Source organism: Xanthomonas sp. WHRI 7945, from assembly GCF_035026585.1.
Window position 1 is genome coordinate 23754 of record NZ_JAYIQP010000014.1, and the last position, 19059, is coordinate 42812.

Genomic DNA, 19059 nt, shown 5'->3' on the forward strand with positions numbered 1-19059 from the left:
CGGGAGCCGCGGCAGCAGGACTTACCAGTTCAAGCCGAAGGACAGCTTGAACGTGCGCATCGGCGAGGCCAGCACCCCATTCGGCGTGCCGTACGACGTGTTCAGATCGTCGAAGGTGCCGGTGGCGGTGTTGTAGTCCGCATAGTTGGTCCAGTTGAACAGGTTGATGACGTCGGCACGCACGTTGAACTTGATGCCGGCGCCGGTATCCCATTCCTTGTTCGCCGCCAGGCTGAATTCCTTGTAGCCCAACGTGGAATCCGGCTTGTACTGAATGATATAGCACTGCTCGTTGCCTGCCAGGCAATTGGTGCCGTAACGCGGCGTCTGGCTGGCCAGCGACAGCTTGCCGGACAGGGTGATGGCGTACGGCAGGTCGTAGATGCCGGTCACCACCAGGCGGTTCTTGGGGATGCCGCCGGCCTCGCGCCAGCCGTAGCCGGCCATCGACTCCTGGTCCAGCGCGTAGTGCTCGCCGTACTGGCGGTTCTCCTTGGCGTCGGAGAAGGTGTAGGCCACGGTCAGGCCCCAGCCCGATTCCTTGTCGTACGGCTTGTCCAGCTTCAGCGCCAGCTGGTTGTTGCGCGTCTCCAGGCCGTTGGTGCCCAGCACGATCGCGCTGTAGCCGTCCGGCGACTCGGTCGGCACGCCGGAGGTGGTGCCGGGCAGGAAGAACGAACCGTCGGCACGGCGGTTGCCGCGCAGGAACACGAAGCCGTCCTTGCTCACGATCCGGCTCAGGGTCACGTCGGTGTACCAGTCGTTGCCCCAGAAGTGCAGCATGTTGCGCATGCCGATGCTGAACTGGTCGGAGTACGGCACCTTGATGTTGTTGTCGATCAGGTAGATCTCGCGACCACCGCCACCGGTGTTGCTGGTGGCCAGCCCGTCCAGGCCGGCCTGGGTGGCATAGCTCTCGTTCCAGGCCACGCAGGGGTCGCCCAGGCAGGGATTGTTGGCGCTGTTGAAGTAGTAGCTGTACGACTTGAAGCTGTTGTTGAGCTGCTCCAGCGCCAGGTAGTCGAAGATGTTGCGGTCGTAGGCACGGCCGGCGCCGCCGTAGATCACGTGCGCCTGATCGCCGGCCAGGTCGTAGGAGAAGCCCAGGCGCGGCTGCCAGGCGTCCTTGAACGCCTTGCGGTTGTTGCCGGTGCTGATGTAGTTGGAGATGTCGTAGTTGGCGTTATTGAGGTTGCTCCAGTTCTGCAGCGCGCCGGCCACGTCGGCCGGGGTCACGAAATCGAGGAACGACGGGGTCTTCTCGTAGTCGTAGCGCACGCCCAGGTTCAACGTCAGGTGCTCGTTGACCTCCCAGTCGTCCTGCAGGTAGATGCCGTACTGCTTGTTCTTGGACACCACCGAGCCGCCGCTGTTGGTGTCGCCCCAGCGAACCCGGTACGGCGTGTCGGTATCGGTCAGGATGTTGTAGTAGTACTGCGGATTGGCCGGATTGATCTGGGTCGAATCCAGCTCGATGTCCTTGTACTTGAAGCCCATCTTGACCGTATGGCTGCCGTGCCAGTCCATGCTGTTCAAGGTCAGGTCGTCCTGCAGGGTCCAGCCTTCCTGGCCCTTGTTCTGGAAGCTGCTGCCGGCGCCGGCGGTGAGGATGGTGGTCTCGTTGCCGGCCTGCGGCACGTACGACAGCACATAGCCGCTGCCGTTGGTCAGCGGATCCTGGGTCCAGTAGGCGCTTTCGTAGCTCAGGTTCAGATCGTTGAGGAACGCCGCGCCGGTGTACTGCCAGCGCAGGTTGGCGCGCTTCTCTTCCTGGCCGTTGGTGCTGCCGTGCTGGTAGGTGGTGGTGTCGCCGATGTCCGACAGCTCATCTTCCTTGCGGTACTTGCCGGACAGTTCGAACAGGTGGTTGTCGCCGATCGTCCAGTCGATCTTGCCGAAATACAGGTCTTCCTTGAACGGGGTGCTGTAGGTGGCGACCAGCGGTTGCAGTTCGCCCGGCAACTGGTCGACGCGATCGGCATAGATGCCGCCCGGGATCACCGTGTTGGGCGTGGTGTATTCCTTGGCCTCGTAGGCGACGAAGAAGTGCGCGCGGTCCTGCAGGATCGGGCCGCTGAACGTGGCGCCGTACTGGGTTTCGGAGAAATCGTCGCGCTTGCCGGCCTCGCGCTCCAGCGGGCTCTCGGCGCGCCAGTCGTCGTTGGTGGTATCCCAGAAGAAGCTGCCGTGGAAATCGTTGCCGCCGGACTTGGTCGAGGCGACGATCGCCGCACTGCTGACCTGGTCGAACTCGGCCTTGTAGTTGGAGGTGATGACCTTGTACTCGCCGATCGCCGACTGCGGGAACGGGTTGCCGCGGCTGGAATCCTGGCCGCTGACGCCGCCGGTCAGCACGTAGTTCTTCTGGCTGATGCCGTCGATGTAGACGTTGGTGCCGTTGGCCGAGGTCGCGCCGGAGCGCACCGAGGTGTTGCCCTTGGCGTCGCGCTGGAACTGCACGCTGGGCACGCTGTCGGCCAGCTCGAGGAAGTTGCGCGTGGCCTGCGGCAGCTTCTCGATCTGCACGTTGGAGATGTAGGTGGCGTTCTCGGAGGTGCGGGTCTCCACCAGCACCGGCGGCGCGGTGACCTGCACCGCGTCGAGCGTGGTGGCGCCTTCGCCGTTGGCGGTGGCGGCCGGCGCGGCGGCGCCGAGGTTCAGCGTGGCGGTCTGGCCGACCTGCACGGTGACGTTCTGGGTGGTGGTCTGGCCGTTGGCGGTCAGGTCGATGCGGTACGCGCCCGGCGGCAGGCCGCCGACCGAGTAGCTGCCGTTGTTGACCTGCACGGTGCGCGACAGGCCGGTCGCCAGGTTGGTGGCGGTGACCTGGGCCTGTGCCGCCGCGTCGCTCGCGACCTGGCCACGGATCGTGGCGGCGGTGCTCTGCGCGAACGCCGGCGCGGCGCTCAGCAGCAGGCAGCTGGCCAACGCTGCGCTGAGCAGCTTGCGGACCGGCTTGGCTGCCGTGTGAGTACGATGATTCATGAAACCCTCCAGGGTGGTTCTTGGTTGTTGTAGTGACTGCGTAAACAAGGGAGAAAAGTGCAACAAGTGAAGCGTTATGAACGACAGCGACGAACAGGCGGCGACGACGTTGCGCCGCCTATTGTTTCCTTGCGTTGATGCTCGAATCGCGCACGACCAGCAGCGGCGTCAGCGTTTGCCGATGCCCCGCGTCGCTTCCCGGCTGGTCGATCAGGTGCAGCAAACGCCGCATCGCCTGTTCGCCAAGGCCGGCGATACTCACCTGCATCGTGGTGAGAGAGGGGTGAACGAAACGCGCCAGCGGGATGTCGTCGAAACCGGCCAGGGCGACGTCGTCGGGCACGCGCACGCCGGCCTGGGCGAAGGCGTACAGACAGCCGAGCGCGGTCATGTCGTTGGCGGCGAACACCGCGTCCGGCAGCGCGCCGGCCTGCAGCATCGCCTGCCCCGCGCGATGGCCCGAGGCTTCGTCGAAGTCGCCCGGAAACTCCTGGCCTTCGGCCACGCCCGGATGGGCGGCGATGACGTCGCGGAACCCGCGCAGGCGCTCGCGCGCATCGAAGTTCAGTTCCGGGCCGGCGACGAAGGCGATGCGGCGATGGCCCATCGCCAGCAGGTGCTCGGTCATCGCCACCGCGCCGGCGTGGTCGTCGATGCTCAGCACCGGGTAGTCGGCATCGGGCAGATGGGTGTTGATCAACACCGTCGGCAACGCCTGCGGCAGGTTGTCGGTGAGGAAGCCGGGGCGTTCGGCGTACGGCGACAGCACCAGCAGGCCGTCCACGCGCCCGCGCATCGCGCGCAGCGCGCGGCCCTGCTCTTCCGGATCGCCGTGGTAGCTGGACACCAGCAGGTGCTGGCGGCGCGCGCGGGCGGCGCCGTCGATGCCGCGGATCAGCTCGGAGAAGAACTCGCCGTACAGGTCCGGCAGCACCACGCCGATGGTCTGGGTCGAGCGGCTGCTGAGGCTGCGCGCGGCCGCGTGCGGGCTGTAGCGCAACCGCTCGGCCACCTCGAGCACCAGCTTGCGCACCGGCTCGGCGACGTTCTCGTGGCCGTTGAGCGCACGCGACACCGTGGCCACGGATACCCGGGCCTCGCGTGCGACATCTTTGATGGTGACCGCGCTCTTCGCCATCGTGCCGCCCTCCGCGGCAGTGACTAGTGAGAAACTGGCGCGGACTGTAATCGTTTTCAGCGCGAGGCAGAAGCCTTTTGTTATTTTTCCAATAAAATCTTTTGGATTCAGCTAGTTGGGCAAACGGGAAATCGGCCGAATTATGATGCGACGCAGCATAATCGACGCATGCATCCCGGATTTTTTGCCCCTGTTCCGGCGCATCGGCAGGCCAGGCCGCGCCGTTTGCGCCGGAATGCGACGGCCTGTCAGGCAGCGTCGCGAGGCACTTCGGCTTGGATCGACAGCGCGTGGATGTCGGTCTGCATCATCTCGCCGAGCGCGGCATAGACCGCGCGGTGCCGGGCCAGCGGCGCCATCCCGGCGAAGGCGGCGCTGACGATGCGGACATTGAAATGCCCGCGCCCGTCGCGCGCACCGGCGTGGCCGGCATGGCGATGGCTGTCGTCCTCGACCTCCAGCGCCTGCGGCGCGAACGCCGCCTGCAGCGCCGTGCGGATGCGCTCGACCCGGCCTGCGGCGGCCTCGCTCGGGGCTGGCGCGCTCATGGCAAGGTCTTCCGGAACGGCCGCACTTCGACCCGCGCATACACGCCGGCGGCCACGTAAGGGTCGGCCTCTGCCCACGCCCGGGCCTGCGCCAGCGAGTCGAATTCGGCCACCACCAGGCTGCCGCTGAAGCCGGCCGGGCCCGGATCCTCGGCGTCGATCGCCGGGCACGGACCGGCCAGCAGCAGGCGTCCGGCCTCCTGCAGCGCCACCAGCCGGGCCAGGTGCGGCGGCCGCGCCGCCGCCCGCCGCGGCAGCGCATCGGCGCCGTCGTATCCCTCGATCACGTACCACATCGCGCCACCTGCCCTTCGCTTCGCATATGAACCCCGCACAATTCTAGCGCCACAGCGCTGGACACCGACCCGGCAGGCGCATTACCCTTGGTTCCATTGCACGCGGCCGGATGCAGCGGCCCGTCGGTGATTGGCGCCCCAGCCCCTTCCGACGACCGATTCGCTGCCCGATACCCGCCCGCGCAGACGTCATCCTCGAGCTGTTCCGTCGCCGCGACTCGTGCGGCGTACGCCTTGTGTCCTGTTGAAGTGTGGATCGCGTTGCGGGGATGACGCGACGTGAACCGCAGTACTGCAGGCAAGGCGCCGAGCCGGATCGCCCCTGCCCGGCCCTTCGCTACCGCAACACCTGATGTCCAATCGATGACCTCCGAACTCGCGCTCGCCGCGAACCCGCCAATCCAGCCGACCGCGCCACAGCAGCAGGAAATGCCGCTGGCGGTGGTGCATGGGCAACCGGTGCTGCAGATCCCGCAGGACCTGTACATCCCGCCGGATGCGCTGGAAGTGATCCTGGATGCGTTCGAAGGCCCGCTGGACCTGCTGCTGTACCTGATCCGCCGGCAGAACCTGGACATCCTGGACATCCCCGTCGCCGAGATCACCCGGCAGTACGTGGACTACATCAACGTGATGCAGGAGCTGCGCTTCGAACTGGCGGCCGAATACCTGGTGATGGCCGCGATCCTGGCCGAGATCAAGTCGCGCATGCTGCTGCCGCGGCCGCCGGCGCAGGAAGGCGAGGAAGCCGATCCGCGCGCCGAGCTGGTGCGCCGCCTGCAGGAGTACGAACGCTTCAAGCAGGCTGCCGAGGACATCGACGCGCTGCCGCGGCAGGACCGCGACACCACGCCGGTGCAGGCGCACGTGCCGGACCGCGCCGCGGTGAAGCTGCCGCCGCCGGTGGAGCTGAAAGAGATGCTGCTGGCGCTGTACGACGTGCTCAAGCGCGCCGAGCTGTTCAGCGGCCACGCGATCAAGCGCGAGGCGCTGAGCGTGCGGCAGCGGATGGGCGATGTGCTGAGCCGGCTGGACGACGGCCGGTTCTACCGCTTCGAATCGCTGTTCAACGCCGAGGAAGGCAAGCTCGGCGTGCTGGTCACCTTCCTGGCCTTGCTGGAACTGGCCAAGGAACAGCTGCTGGACATCGTCCAGGAGCCGATGGAGCACGTCGTGCGCAACGGCGAACGGCTGCCGCTGGCGCCGATCTACGTCAAGTCGCTGGCGCTGGGCAACACCAACGAACCGCTGCAGTTCAACAGCGAGTTCGACGACACCGACGCCGCCAACGACCCTACCTGAGTCCACGAAGACCCACTTACGCATGGATCAAGCGCTGATCAACCGCATCGTCGAGGCCGCCCTGCTCGCCGCCAACCAGCCGCTGCCGCTGGCCCAGCTGCACGGCCTGTTCCCCGAGGACGAGCCGGCGCCGCCGGGCAGCATCGAGCGCGCGCTGGAGCAGCTGCGCGAGGCCTGCGCCGGGCGCGGCGTGGAACTGGTGGAAGTGGCCTCCGGCTTCCGCTACCAGGTCAACAGCGAGGTGCACCCATGGGTGGCGCGGCTGTGGACCGAGCGCAAGACCCGCTACACCCGCGCCACCCTGGAGACGCTGGCGCTGATCGCCTATCGCCAGCCGATCACCCGCGGCGAGATCGAGCAGGTGCGCGGCGTGGCGGTCAGCAGCAACATCATCCAGGCGCTGGAAGAGCGCGAGTGGATCCGCGTGGTCGGGCACCGCGACGTGCCCGGCAAGCCGGCGCTGTTCGGCACCACCAAGGGATTCCTGGACTACTTCGGGCTCAAGCGCCTGGACGAACTGCCGCCGCTGTCAGAACTGAAGGACATCGGCGAACTGGAACCGCAGCTGCAGCTGGACCGCGACACCCTGCCGGTCGGCGACATGGCCCAGGCCGGAGCGGCCGATGGCGACGGCGACGCCGACGCGGCCAAGTCGGCAGCGGATGCCGGCGCAGTTGACGCGCCGCCCGCCGCGGCGAGCGGCGACAGCGACACCACATCCGATCCGGATACTGCACCCGATCCAGATGCTCAGGCCGAAGCCGACAGCGCTGCCGATCCCCGCGCGGCGGACGACACGGCCGCCGCGCACAGCGATGGCGATACCGACACCGAAAGCGACACCGATGCAGACGCCACCACGGCCGATGCCTCGTTTCCCGATACCGCCCCGACGGGCGAACCCGAAGCCGCGCCGGGCGAGCGCGCGGCGGATGCGAACGAAGCCGAAGACAACGCCGTCGCGACGACGACCGTGGCTGTTGACGATGCCGATTCCGAACCACAGGCCGACGCACCGCGCGCCGGCCGGAGCCAAGTAAATGAGTGACACCTCCCGCAAGCCGTCGTTGAACAAGCTCTCGCTCAAGCGTGATGCCGCCGAGCAGCCGAAACTGGAAGAACGCCTGCACAAGGTCCTGGCGCAGGCCGGCCTGGGTTCGCGCCGCGCGCTGGAACAGCGCATCGCCGACGGCCTGGTCAAGGTCAACGGCGAGGTCGCGCAGACCGGCATGTCGGTCAAGAGCGGCGACAAGATCGAGCTGGACGGCCGCAGCTTCGTCGCCAGCGCGCTGACCGAGCCGGCGCGCGTGCTGATCTACAACAAGCCCGAAGGCGAAGTGACCACCCGCGAGGATCCCGAAGGCCGCCCGACCATCTTCGAGGCGCTGCCGGCATTGAAGGGCGCGCGCTGGATCGCGATCGGCCGCCTGGACATCAACACCACCGGGCTGCTGCTGCTGACCACCGATGGCGAGATGGCCAACGCGATGATGCATCCGTCCTACGAGATCGAGCGCGAGTACGTGGTGCGCGTGCGCGCCCCGGAAGGCGAGGACAAGGTCCCCGACAGCATGGTCGAGCGCCTCTCGCGCGGCGTGCTGCTGGAAGACGGCGGCGCCAAGTTCGACGAGATCGAACGCATCGGCGGCACCGATTCGCACGACTGGTTCCGCGTCGTGGTCAAGGAAGGCCGCAACCGCGAGGTGCGCCGGCTGTGGGAATCGCAGGGCTGCCAGGTCAGCCGCCTCAAGCGCACCCGCTACGGCAAGGTGGCGCTGCCGCGCGAACTGCTGCGCGGGCAGTCGCTGGAGCTGGCGCAGGACAAGGTCGAGGCGCTGCGCGCCGAACTGAAGCTGGAGGAAGGCACGCCGTCGGCGCTGACCCTGCAGCCGGTGATCGGCCAGCGCAAGGCGGCCAAGGCCACCGTGCAGGTCGGCCGCGGCGGCAACGCCTACGTCAACGGCCACAACGTCGCCGACGAAGGCCGCGAGCTGCGCCGCTTCGACAACTTCCGCGAGGACCGCGGCCGCGGCCGCGGCGGCAAGAAGCCGCACGGCGGGCTCACCGTCAGCGGCGAGATGGCCGCCCAGCAGGCGCAGAAGCCGTTCAAGCAGCGCAACCCGAAGGGTCCCAAGCCGCTGCCGGACGGCAACCCGGCCGCGTTCCGCACCTGGTACGTGCCCGACGGCGTCAGCACCGGCCCGACCGGCCACCGCAATGCCGGTCCCGGCCCGGGCCGTGGCGGCCAGGGCCAGGGACAGGGCCGGCCCTATGGCAAGCCGCGCCCCGCCGGCGCCGGTGCCGGCCAGGGCGCAGGCCCGGGCCGCGGTGGCCAGGGCCAGGGACAAGGCCAGCGCAAGGCGCACCCGTACGGGCACCCGGGCAATGCACCTAGCTTCCCGTCCGACCATGCCAACCCCGGTTTCAGCCCCTACGGCGCCGCCCCGCGCTCGGCGCGACCGGCCGGCCCGCGCGCCGACGGGCAGAAGCGCGGCCCGGGCGGCCCCGGCGGTCGTCCGGGCGGCAACCGCCCCGGCGGCGGGCGTCCGGGTGGCGGCGGCCGCCCCGGCGGCGGCAACCGCGGTCCGCGCGGCGGCGGCTGAGCGACAGCACCGGCGTCCGCGCCGGCACGTCGGCCAAGATCAAGGGCGCCTGCGCAAGCGGCGCCCTTTTTGCTGGGCGCGGATACGGTTGATCGCAACGGATGGCCTGATCCCGAGCAATACGACCGGCCGGACGCGGACCATGCGCCACGCCGATCGCGGTGCCCATCGCGGCTCGGGCTAGCGACCGCGTGCAGGCCGCCGCACGCGAGCAGCGCGCGTGCCGCGCCCGGCTGCGAACCACGTGGCAAGGACACGTGCGCCTCGCGGGATACGCGCGGCGAACCCCCCATCGAGTTCGCGATACCCACTGCGGCTCGGGCAAGTGCTCGTGTACAGGCCGTTGCCCGTGAACAGGTTGCGCGCCGCTCCCGGCCGCGAACCGCATGGTCCAGGCATTGAGGAACTCGTGAGCCACGCGCGGCGAAACCGTCCCCCAGCCTGCGGCATAGGCGCGTCGGCAGCCCGGTGGCGGCATCCGTCGATGAGGACGGTCTCTGGCCCGGTCGCCCCTTGGCAGATCGGCAGGTGCGCGCCCATGCGCGCGCGGCGCGAAGCCGATATCCTAGCCGGCCTCGCTGCCGCTCCTCGGCGGCGCACTCACCTATCGGGATATCTCCATGTCACGGAAGATACTGCTGCCGTTGTTGATCGCCGCCGTGCTGAGCCTGGGCGCCTGCAAGAAAGTGCAGGAAGAAGTCGCCGCGGCGCAGAATCCCTACCCCAAGAGCTCGCCGCTGCACGAGCCGTTCGACCGCATGCTGCGCAAGCTGGTCAACGACCCACGCTACGTGGCGCTGCTCAAGCAGGGCGACAAGACGCAGGCGCAGCGTGCCGGCTTCGAACTGGCGCAGAAAGGCATCGCGCGGCTGGACCACGCCACGCTCGAACAGCGCCTGGAGATCCTGGCCGCGGTCAGCGAGAAGGTGGACGTACCCAAGTGCGCGCTGCTGGCGCGCGGCGGCAATCCCAACGATGCGCAGGCGATGAGCGCGGCGATGCTGCAGGGCCTGGAGACGCTGCCGCCGGCGCAGATCGATCGCTGGTTCGAGGTGTCGCTCAAGGCCACCGATGCGCAGCTGAGCAATACGCCGCCGCAGACAGTGGCCCCGGCCGACGTGGAAGCGGCGATGAGCAGCCTGATCGGCGGCCTGCCCTCCGATGAGCAGCAGCGCCTGGTGAAGGTGTTGCCGCAGATGGCGCAGGCCAGCGACGAAGACGCCTGCTGGGCAGCGCGCACGCTGTACAGGCAGGCGCTGGCCGCCAAGGAACCGGTCCGCGGCCAGCTGGCCTGGGTTTTCGCCCAGCAGTAAGCGCAACTGCCGGCGCAGCGGGGCTTTTTAAGCTAGCCGCTGCGCCCTGGCGCCGCTGCGATCGCAGACGGCGCCGCGCGGCTCAGCGACGCTCGATGGTGAAGCCGCCGACCGCCACGCCCAGGTCCCAACCCTTGCCGGTGCCGGCAAGGGCCAGCGAGATATCGCCCTTGGTCATCACCTGCGCGTCGGAGGACTTGGCCGCGCCGGCGTGCGCCTCGGCGGTTGCGTAGGTGCCGAACAGGTCGTTGAGGGTGTAGGCGCCGGTGAAGCGGCCGCGACCGTCGACGATCTTCGACTTGCCCACGCTCAGCCCGCCGCCCTTGGCGCTGATCTTGACCGGGATCTTGGAGCCGTTGTCGCAGGTGATGGTGCCGGTGCCGGACGCGGTCTTGTAGAACACCGACCAGCCGGACAGGTTGAAGCGCAGCTGGCAATCGATGTTGCCGGCGGCATGCGCCTGCGGCATGAAGGCGATGCCGGCGAGCAGCGCGGCGGTGGTCAACAGCTTGTTCATGGCACGCTCCGTGGATGTGAAAACGACGCCGAGCCTAGCAGCGCGCGGTCCAAGGCGGCGTGGTGGAAACCGGGTCCGGCACGGCGCCGTTCAGCGATCGGCGTTGGCCGCGCCCAGGCTGAAGGCGTCGGCATCGAGCATCGCCGGGAAGCGTTCGCGGTGCGCGGCCAGCGCCGCCGCCGAGATCGTGGTGGTGGCCACCTGTTCGCGCTCGCGGATCTCCAGCTGCGGCTGGCCGAGGAAATCGATCACCGCGCTGTCGCCGGCATAGTGCAGGCCGTTGCCGTCCTCGCCCACCCGGTTGACCGCGGCCACGAAGCACAGGTTCTCGATCGCGCGCGCGCGCAGCAGCGTGCGCCACGGGTAAGCGCGCGCCGACGGCCAGTTGGCGACGAAGAGTTGCAGGTCGAAGTCCAGCTGGCCCGGGCGTTCGACGTCGTAGCGGTTGCGGCAGAACACCGGGAAGCGCAGGTCGTAGCAGACCTGCGGATTGATCCGCCAGCCCTTCCAGTCCACGCACAGCCGCTCGCGCCCGGCGGCATAGCGCTGGTGCTCGTTGGCGTAGCGGAACAGATGGCGCTTGTCGTAGTGCTGCAGCGCGCCGTCGGGCGTGGCCCACAGCAGGCGATTGAAGACCTGGGTCGCCCCATCCTCGCCGGGCACGCGCAACTGCACGCTGCCGGTCACCGCCGCGCCCAGCCGCGCCGCCTGCTCGCGGATCCAGGCCACGGTCGGCCCGTCCATGCCCTCGGCCTGGTCCAGCGCCTCGTTGGAGAAGCCGCTGGTGAAGGTCTCCGGCAGGATCACCAGGTCGGTGGTGCCGACCAGCGGCGCCAGCAGTTCGGCGTAGTGCGCGCGATTGCCGGCCGGATCGTGCCAGCGGGTGTCGCCTTGGACCAGGGAGATGCGGAGGTCGATGGGGTGCATGCAGAGTGTCCGGAGGTTTGAAGGATCGGGACCAGGGACCAGGGACCGGGGACCCGGAAAATCAAGAGCGAGCGGCTTTTGCTCTTCCGGGTCCCGGGTCCCCGGTCCCTGGTCCCGGCGGCTCGTCAGAGCCGCCGCAATCGCTCGATCGCCGCATCCAGCGTCGCTTCGTTCTTGGCGAAGCACAGCCGCGCCAGGCGCTGGCCGGGCGGCGGGGTCTGGTAGAACGGCGACAGCGGGATCGCGGCCACGCCCTTCTCGATGGTCAGCCACTTCACGAACTCGGTGTCGGGCAGGTCGCTGACCGCCGAATAGTCGACCAGCTGGAAATAGCCGCCCGGCACCGGCAACGGCTTCAGCCGGGTGGTCAGCAGCTGTTCGCGGAAGCGGTCGCGCTTGGCCTGGTAGAACGCGCCCAGCTGCTCGTCGTGCTCGGGTTCGTCGCGGATCATCGCGGCGAAGGCGTACTGGGCCGGGCCGAAGCTGGTGAAGGTGTTGTACTGGTGGACCTTGCGGAACTCGGCGCTGAGCGCCGGCGGCGCGATCGCGTAGCCGATCTTCCAGCCGGTGCAGTGGTAGGTCTTGCCGAAGCTGGAGATAACGAAGGCGCGCTCGCGCAGTTCCGGCCAGCGCAGCACCGATTCGTGGCGGCGGCCGTCGAACACGATGTGTTCGTAGACCTCGTCGGAGATCAGGAAGATGTCGCTGCCGCGCAGCAGCTCGGCGACCGCCTGCAGGTCGTCGGCGCCGAGCATCGCGCCGGACGGGTTGTGCGGGCTGTTGAGGATCAGCAGCCGCGTGCGCGGGGTGATCGCCGCGCGGACCCGCTCCCAGTCCACCGCGAAGGTCTGCGGGTCCAGCGGCACGTGCACCGCGCGCGCGCCGGCCAGGTCGATGGCCGGCTCGTAGCTGTCGTAGGCCGGATCCAGCACGATCACTTCCTCGCCCGGCCGCACCACCGCGTGGATCGCGTTGAACAGCGCCTCGGTGGCGCCGCTGGTCACGGTGACCTCGGTGTCCGGGTCGACCTGCGCGCCGTAGCAGCGCAGTGCCTTGCCGGCGATCGCCTGGCGCAGCGCCGGCACTCCGGTCATCGGCGGGTACTGGTTGTGGCCGTCGCGCATCGCCTGGGCGAGCGTGTCGATCAGCCGCGCCGGCGCGGCGAAGTCGGGAAAGCCCTGGCCCAGGTTGACCGCGCCGTGCTCGGCGGCCAGTTGCGACATCACGGTGAAGATGGTGGTGCCCACCTTGGGCAGCTTGGTCTGCGGGTGCATGCGTCCGGGTACGGGAGCGGGAAAGCGCCGAGTGTACGCAAAGCCGCTTGCCGGCGATGCGCCGCCGCCACGCAAAACAGCGTTCCCTGCACGGCGTGCGCCGCCGCGCCACGCCACAGGCGCCGCACGCCGTGCAGCGGCGCCCGCGGCGGGCGGCCGCATGCCGATACAATGCGCGCCTCCCGCACCCACCGCCTGCCGCCGCGCCGTCCGCTGCGGCCCTTCGCCAATGACCGATCCGTTGCATTCCCCGCCGCCGCTGCTGGCCGCGCACGGGCTCACCTTCGCCCGCGACGACGCCGCCGTGTTCGGCCCGCTGGACTTCCACCTGGACGCCGGCGAAGCGCTGCTGGTGCAGGGCGACAACGGCGCCGGCAAGACCACGCTGCTGCGCGTGCTGGTCGGGCTGCTGCGCGCCGAGGCCGGGAGCATCGAGATCGACGGCCATCCCGTGCGCCGCGGCGACCGCGCGCGCTACATGGCCTACCTCGGCCACCTGGGCGCGCTGAAGGCGGACCTGAGCACGCTGGAGAACCTGCACTACCTGTGCGGCCTGCAGGGCCGCCGCGCCAAGCAGATGCCGGGCAGCGCGCTGGCCATCGTCGGCCTGGCCGGCTACGAGGACACCCTGGTGCGGCAGCTGTCGGCCGGGCAGAAGAAGCGTCTGGCGCTGGCCCGGGTGTGGCTGTCGCCGGCGCCGCTGTGGCTGCTCGACGAGCCCTACGCCAACCTCGACCTGGACGGCATCACCCTGGTCAACCGGATGATCGCCGCGCACCTGCGCAGCGGCGGCGCGGCGCTGGTCACCACCCATGGCGCCTACGCCGCGCCGCCGGTGCGTACGCGCATGCTGAGCCTGAGCGGGGTGGCGGCATGAGCCTGGCCGCGCCGGTGCCCTCGTTGTGGCAGGCCACCCGCGCGCTGCTGCTGCGCGACCTGCGCCTGCTGTGGCGGCGCCGCGGCGACGCGCTGCAGCCGGCGCTGTTCGCGCTGCTGATCGTGGCCCTGTTCGCGCTGGCGCTGGGCAACCAGCCGCGCCTGCTCGGCGAGGTCGCCGGCGCCGCGCTGTGGCTGGCGGCGCTGCTGGCCGGGCTGCTGGCGCTGGACAGCCTGTTCCGCGGCGACGCCGAGGACGGCTCGCTGGAACAGTGGCTGCTGGCGCCGGTGCCGCTGGCCTGGCTGGTGCTGGTGCGGGTGCTGCTGCACTGGCTGACCACCGCGCTGCCGCTGATCGTGGCGACCCCGCTGCTCGGCGAATTGCTGCACCTGCCGCATGACCGAATGCCGGTGCTGCTGGCATCGTTGGCGCTGGGCACGCCGCTGCTGAGCCTGATCGGCGCAGTGGTGGCGGCGTTGACGGTGAGCATGAAGCGCGCCGGGATCCTGGTCGCGCTGCTGGCGCTGCCGCTGTACGTGCCGGTGCTGGTGTTCGGCGCCGGCAGCGTGGCGGCCGCCGCGCAGGGCCTGGATCCCAGCGGCGGCCTGCTGCTGCTGGCGGCCGGATTGGTGCTGGGACTGGTGCTGGCGCCGCTGGCGGCGGCGGCGGCGATCCGCATCTCGTTGAGCTGAGCGCACGTGGCGCAGCGCCAACGCGTCGCGGGCCGCACCATCGCCTTGTCCTGCGCTATCGTCGCACCGTTGTCGCCGCACCGTAGCAAGCCCTCCGCCCGCTAGAATCGACCGCATGTCCTCCGTCGTCCGCTGGTTCCACCAACTCGGCTCGCCCCCCGCCTTCGACCGCTTCGCCGCGCGCTGGACGCCGTGGTGCTACCTGGCCGCGCTGCTGCTGGGCGGGCTGGGCATCTGGCAGGCGCTGTTCGTGGTGCCGGCCGACCGCCTGCAGAGCGACGCCTTCCGCATCCTCTACATCCACGTGCCCAGCGCGTGGATGAGCCTGTTCGTGTTCGGGCTGATGGCGCTGTACGCGGCGATCGCGGCGGTGTGGCGGATCAAGCTGTGCGAAGTGCTGGCGATGGCGTGCGCGCCGATCGGCGCCGCCTTCACCGTGATCACCCTGCTGACCGGCAGCATCTGGGGCAAGCCGATGTGGGGCGCCTGGTGGGACTGGGACCCGCGCCTGACCACCGAACTGATCCTGCTGTTCCTGTACATCGGGGTGATGGGCCTGTACCTGGCGATCGAGGACGGCCGCAACGCCGCGCGCGCCGCCGGGCTGCTGGCCATCGTCGGCGTGGTGCTGCTGCCGGTGATCCGCTATTCGGTGGTGTGGTGGAATTCGCTGCACCAGGGCCAGACCATCCGCCTGTTCGGCGAGTCGAGCATGGATGCGAGCATGCTGCCGCCGCTGTGGCTGATGGTGGCGGCGACCAAGTTCTGGTTCGCCGGCTCGCTGCTGGCGCGCGCGCGCGCCGACAACCTGCGCCGCGAGTCCGGCAAGGACTGGGTGGCGAAACTGGCGGAGGCGCGCGCATGAACTACCTGCCCTACGTGATCGGCGCCTATGCGGTGTTCGTCGGCGTGCTGCTGGCCGACTTCGTGCTGGCGCGGCTGCAGCTGCGCGGCGCCCTGCGCGCGGTGCGGCTGCGCGCGCAGCGCAAGCAGCAACCCAAGCCCGACCCGGCCACGCTGGACCTGAGCCGATGAACCCGCAGCGCAAGCGCCGCCTGCTGCTGCTGATGGTGCTGGTGCTGGCCGCCGGCCTGACCACCACGCTGGTGGCGATGGCCCTGCAGCGCAATACCGCCTACCTGTACACCCCGGCCGAAGTGCTGGCCGGCAAGACCGGCGAGCACGCGCGCTTCCGTCTCGGCGGCATGGTCGAGAAAGGCTCGTTCCAGCGCGCGCCAGGTTCGCTGCTGGCGCGGTTCCGGGTCACCGACGGCGACGCGCAGCTGACCGTCAGCTACGACCGGATCCTGCCCGACCTGTTCCGCGAGGGCCAGGCGGTGGTGGCCACCGGGCGCATGCGCGACGGCGTGTTCGTGGCCGAGGACGTGCTGGCCAAGCACGACGAGACCTACATGCCCAAGGAACTGGAAGACAAGATGGGCAGTGCGCATCGCAAGCACGATGTGCCGGAGACGGCGCAGTGACGGGAGTGTTTTGCGGGACTCGGGACTCGGGACTCGGGACTCGTAACAGCAAGACCGCGCGCGGCCTGAGCGTTGGCTTTTCCGGGCACCGAGTCCCGAGTCCCGAGTCCCGGCCACACCATGCTCCCTGAACTCGGCCAAGTCCTGCTGATCCTGGCCCTGCTCGCCGCGCTGCTGCAGGCGGTGGTGCCGTTGGCCGGCGCGCAGCGCGGCGACGCGCGCTGGATGGCGGTGGCGCGGCCGGCCGCGTTCGCGCAGCTGGCGCTGGTCGCCGGCGCCTTCGCGGTGCTGACCCATGCATTCCTGGTGCAGGACTTTTCGGTGCGCTACGTGGCCGAGAACTCCAATTCGCTGCTGCCGCTGATGTACCGCTATTCGGCGGTGTGGGGCGCGCACGAAGGCTCGCTGCTGCTGTGGACGCTGATCCTGGCGCTGTGGACCGGCGCGGTGGCGCTGTTCTCGCGCAGCCTGCCGACGCCGGTGATGGCGCGGGTGATCGGCACGCTGGCACTGGTCAGCCTGGGCTTCCTAGCGTTCCTGCTGTTCACCTCCAACCCGTTCGCGCGGCTGCTGCCGGCGCCGCTGGAAGGCCGCGACCTCAATCCGCTGCTGCAGGACCCGGGCCTGGTGATCCACCCGCCGCTGCTGTACGCCGGCTACGTCGGCTTCGCGGTGCCGTTCGCGTTCGCGATCGCCGCGCTGCTCGACGGCCATGTCGACGCGCGCTGGCTGCGCTGGACGCGGCCGTGGACCAACGTGGCCTGGGGCTTCCTGACCATCGGCATCGCGCTGGGCAGTTGGTGGGCGTACTACGAGCTGGGCTGGGGCGGCTGGTGGTTCTGGGACCCGGTGGAGAACGCCAGCTTCATGCCGTGGCTGGCCGGCGCGGCGCTGCTGCATTCGCAGGCGGTGACCGAAAAGCGCGGCAGCTTCACCGCCTGGACGCTGCTGCTGGCGATCGCCGCGTTCTCGCTGTCGCTGCTGGGCACGTTCCTGGTGCGCTCGGGGGTGCTGACCAGCGTGCACTCGTTCGCCGCCGATCCCAGCCGCGGGCTGTTCATCCTGGTGTTCCTGAGCCTGGTCTGCGGCGGCGCGCTGCTGCTGTACGCGCTGCGCGGCGGGCGCATCGGCGCCACGGCCGGCGACGAGCGCCAGCGCTTCGCCGCGTCCTCGCGCGAGACCCTGCTGCTGGCCAACAACCTGCTGCTGACCTGCGCCTGCGCGATGGTGCTGCTGGGCACGCTGTATCCGCTGCTGGCCGACGCGCTGGGGCTGGGCAAGCTGTCGGTCGGCCCGCCCTACTTCGGCACCCTGTTCGTGGTGCTGATGGCGCCGCTGGTGGTGCTGCTGCCGTTCGGGCCGCTGACCCGCTGGCAGCGCGAACAGCCGTCGCGGCCGCTGGCGCTGCTGGCGCCGTGGGCCGGGCTTGCCCTGCTGGCCGGCGTGCTCGGCTTCTTCCTGGCGCAGCAGGGCCCGTGGAAGACCGCCGCCGGCGTCGCCGGCGCGGCCTGGGTGCTGCTCGGCACCGCGCGCTTCGTGTGGAGCCGGTTCCAGCTCAAGGGCAGCCGCTTCACCGCCGAGATGCTGGGCATGACCCTGGCCCACGCCGGCATCGCGGTGTTCCTGACCGGCGCGCTGCTGGTCGAAGCGCTGGACCAGCAACGCGAAGTGGCGCTGGCGCCGGGGCAGAGCCTGCAGATGGGCCGCTACCGCTTCGAGTTCCAGAGCCTGGACGAGATCCGCGGCCCCAACTACGTGTCCGAACGCGCACACGTGCAGGTGCTGCGCGACGACCATCCGCTGGCGCTGCTGCATCCGGAGAAGCGTGTGTACGCCAGCGGTGGCCAGAGCCTGAGCGAGGCCGGCATCCACCCAGGCCTGTTCGGCGATGTCTATATCGCCCTGGGCGAACCGCTGGGCGGCAACGCCTGGGCGATGCGCCTGCATGTCAAACCGTTCGTTCGCTGGATCTGGCTCGGCGCGGCGCTGATGGCGCTGGGTGGCTTCGTCACCGCCGGCGACCGGCGCTTCCGTCGTTCCCCGGAGAAATCCTGATGTCCGCCCCTGCTCCCCGCCGCCGCCTGCCGCTTGCCGCCATCGTGCTCGGCGCCCTGTTCTTCCTCGGCCTGCTGGCGCTGATGTTCTATGCGGTACAGCGTTCTGGCATGGCCGATCGCGACGCGCTGCCGTCGGCGCTGATCGGCAAGCCGGCGCCGGCGTTCGAGCTGCCGGTGCTGCACGATGCGTCGATCCGCGTGCGCAGCACCGAGCTGCGCGGCGCGCCGTACGTGCTCAACGTGTGGGGCAGCTGGTGCCCGGCGTGCCGCGAGGAACATCCGGTGCTGACCCGCTTCGCGCTGACCAAGCGCGTGCGGGTGATCGGCTACGACTGGAAGGACACGCGCGAAGACGCGCTGCACTGGCTGGAGCAGTTGGGCAACCCGTTCTTCGTGGTGCTGTTCGACCCGGACGGGCGCACCGCGATCGACTGGGGCGTGGCCGCCGCGCCGGAGACGTTCCTGGTCGACGCGCACGGCGTGGTGCGCTGGAAGCATTCCGGCGCGCTGACCGACCAGATCGTCCAGGACGAACTGCTGCCGGCGCTGCTCAAGGCCGAACGCGATGCGCCGACTTCCAAGCAGGGCCGGGCTGCGCCGTGAACTGCCGCTGGCTCGTGCTGCTGGTACTGCTGGCCTGCGCCGCGCACGCAGGCGCGCAGCCGGCGTCCGACCCCACGCCGCTGGCCTATCGCTCGGCGGCCGAGGAAGCGCGCTTCCATGCGCTGACCGCCGAACTGCGTTGCGTGCAGTGCCAGAACCAGTCGCTGGCCGACTCGCATGCGCAGATCGCGCTGGACCTGCGCCGCGAAGTGCTGCAATTGATGCAGCAGGGGCAATCGGACGCGCAGATCAAGCGCTTCCTGGTCGATCGCTACGGCGAATTCGTGCTGTACCGGCCGCAGGTGGAGTCGCGCACCTGGCTGCTGTGGTTCGGACCGCTGGCGCTGCTCGGTGCGGGCGCGCTGCTGCTGGTGTGGGTGGTGCGCCGCCGCGCGCCGGTCGACGCGGCGCCGCCGGCGCAGGACGAACAGGAATGGTGAGCC

19 protein-coding genes are annotated in these 19059 nt (G+C 69.7%); 12 read left to right on the plus strand and 7 right to left on the minus strand.

Features of this window, described 5'->3' with window-relative positions:
• Positions 1–21: 21 nt before the first annotated feature.
• The 4 genes from VDQ83_RS12820 to VDQ83_RS12835 form a co-directional block, all read right to left on the minus strand.
• Entirely contained in the window at positions 22–2985 is a 2964-nt protein-coding gene (locus tag VDQ83_RS12820) for a TonB-dependent receptor (protein WP_455435233.1), read from the minus strand.
• Between the two features lie 118 nt (positions 2986–3103).
• Positions 3104–4123, minus strand: a complete 1020-nt coding sequence (locus VDQ83_RS12825) for a LacI family DNA-binding transcriptional regulator (protein ID WP_263398000.1) — start codon at positions 4121–4123, stop codon at positions 3104–3106.
• A 248-nt stretch (positions 4124–4371) separates the two neighbouring features.
• The gene (locus tag VDQ83_RS12830; protein WP_455435234.1) at positions 4372–4671 is read right to left on the minus strand and encodes a BolA family protein; all 300 of its coding nucleotides are present in this window, start codon (positions 4669–4671) and stop codon (positions 4372–4374) included.
• Entirely contained in the window at positions 4668–4967 is a 300-nt protein-coding gene (locus tag VDQ83_RS12835; protein WP_263397998.1) for a YciI family protein, read from the minus strand. The genes VDQ83_RS12830 and VDQ83_RS12835 overlap by 4 nt, the downstream gene beginning before the upstream one ends.
• Positions 4968–5330: 363 nt before the next feature.
• Here VDQ83_RS12835 and VDQ83_RS12840 point away from each other — a divergent pair, with 363 nt between their 5' ends.
• From VDQ83_RS12840 to VDQ83_RS12855, 4 genes are all read left to right on the plus strand, one after another.
• A complete protein-coding gene (locus tag VDQ83_RS12840) occupies positions 5331–6269 on the plus strand; it encodes a segregation and condensation protein A (protein WP_263397997.1) in 939 nt (312 codons plus the stop codon).
• A 22-nt stretch (positions 6270–6291) separates the two neighbouring features.
• Positions 6292–7317 carry an SMC-Scp complex subunit ScpB gene (gene scpB, locus VDQ83_RS12845; protein WP_455435235.1) on the plus strand — a complete coding sequence of 342 codons (1026 nt, stop codon included), beginning with the start codon at positions 6292–6294 and terminating at the stop codon, positions 7315–7317.
• Positions 7310–8872 carry a pseudouridine synthase gene (locus VDQ83_RS12850; RefSeq protein WP_263397995.1) on the plus strand — a complete coding sequence of 521 codons (1563 nt, stop codon included), beginning with the start codon at positions 7310–7312 and terminating at the stop codon, positions 8870–8872. Before scpB ends, VDQ83_RS12850 begins: the two co-directional genes overlap by 8 nt.
• A gap of 620 nt (positions 8873–9492) precedes the next feature.
• On the plus strand, positions 9493–10185 hold the full coding sequence (locus VDQ83_RS12855) for a hypothetical protein (RefSeq protein ID WP_455435236.1): 693 nt from the start codon (positions 9493–9495) through the stop codon (positions 10183–10185).
• Between the two features lie 82 nt (positions 10186–10267).
• Here the strand turns inward: VDQ83_RS12855 and VDQ83_RS12860 are convergent, their stop codons facing one another.
• The 3 genes from VDQ83_RS12860 to VDQ83_RS12870 form a co-directional block, all read right to left on the minus strand.
• Positions 10268–10702: a hypothetical protein gene (locus tag VDQ83_RS12860; RefSeq protein ID WP_263397993.1), complete on the minus strand. Its 435-nt coding sequence runs from the start codon at positions 10700–10702 to the stop codon at positions 10268–10270.
• A gap of 90 nt (positions 10703–10792) precedes the next feature.
• Positions 10793–11629 carry an amidohydrolase gene (locus VDQ83_RS12865; RefSeq protein WP_455435237.1) on the minus strand — a complete coding sequence of 279 codons (837 nt, stop codon included), beginning with the start codon at positions 11627–11629 and terminating at the stop codon, positions 10793–10795.
• Between the two features lie 125 nt (positions 11630–11754).
• Positions 11755–12903, minus strand: a complete 1149-nt coding sequence (locus tag VDQ83_RS12870; RefSeq protein ID WP_455435238.1) for a pyridoxal phosphate-dependent aminotransferase — start codon at positions 12901–12903, stop codon at positions 11755–11757.
• Positions 12904–13132: 229 nt separating this feature from the next.
• Between VDQ83_RS12870 and ccmA the strand changes: the two genes are divergently transcribed.
• From ccmA to VDQ83_RS12910, 8 genes are all read left to right on the plus strand, one after another.
• Positions 13133–13780 carry a heme ABC exporter ATP-binding protein CcmA gene (gene ccmA / locus VDQ83_RS12875; protein WP_455435239.1) on the plus strand — a complete coding sequence of 216 codons (648 nt, stop codon included), beginning with the start codon at positions 13133–13135 and terminating at the stop codon, positions 13778–13780.
• Positions 13777–14472, plus strand: coding sequence for a heme exporter protein CcmB (gene ccmB, locus VDQ83_RS12880; RefSeq protein WP_179563973.1), 696 nt, complete (start codon positions 13777–13779; stop codon positions 14470–14472). The genes ccmA and ccmB overlap by 4 nt, the downstream gene beginning before the upstream one ends.
• Before the next feature lie 115 nt (positions 14473–14587).
• Positions 14588–15337: a heme ABC transporter permease CcmC gene (gene ccmC / locus VDQ83_RS12885; RefSeq protein ID WP_455435240.1), complete on the plus strand. Its 750-nt coding sequence runs from the start codon at positions 14588–14590 to the stop codon at positions 15335–15337.
• Entirely contained in the window at positions 15334–15507 is a 174-nt protein-coding gene (locus VDQ83_RS12890; RefSeq protein WP_455435241.1) for a heme exporter protein CcmD, read from the plus strand. Before ccmC ends, VDQ83_RS12890 begins: the two co-directional genes overlap by 4 nt.
• Positions 15504–15956 carry a cytochrome c maturation protein CcmE gene (gene ccmE, locus VDQ83_RS12895; protein ID WP_455435242.1) on the plus strand — a complete coding sequence of 151 codons (453 nt, stop codon included), beginning with the start codon at positions 15504–15506 and terminating at the stop codon, positions 15954–15956. Before VDQ83_RS12890 ends, ccmE begins: the two co-directional genes overlap by 4 nt.
• A 120-nt stretch (positions 15957–16076) precedes the next feature.
• Complete coding sequence (locus VDQ83_RS12900) at positions 16077–18011, plus strand: heme lyase CcmF/NrfE family subunit (protein ID WP_455435243.1); 1935 nt, start codon at positions 16077–16079, stop codon at positions 18009–18011.
• Entirely contained in the window at positions 18011–18616 is a 606-nt protein-coding gene (locus VDQ83_RS12905) for a DsbE family thiol:disulfide interchange protein (RefSeq protein WP_455435244.1), read from the plus strand. The genes VDQ83_RS12900 and VDQ83_RS12905 overlap by 1 nt, the downstream gene beginning before the upstream one ends.
• Positions 18613–19056, plus strand: coding sequence for a cytochrome c-type biogenesis protein (locus tag VDQ83_RS12910; protein ID WP_455435245.1), 444 nt, complete (start codon positions 18613–18615; stop codon positions 19054–19056). Before VDQ83_RS12905 ends, VDQ83_RS12910 begins: the two co-directional genes overlap by 4 nt.
• The last annotated feature ends 3 nt before the right edge of the window (positions 19057–19059 follow it).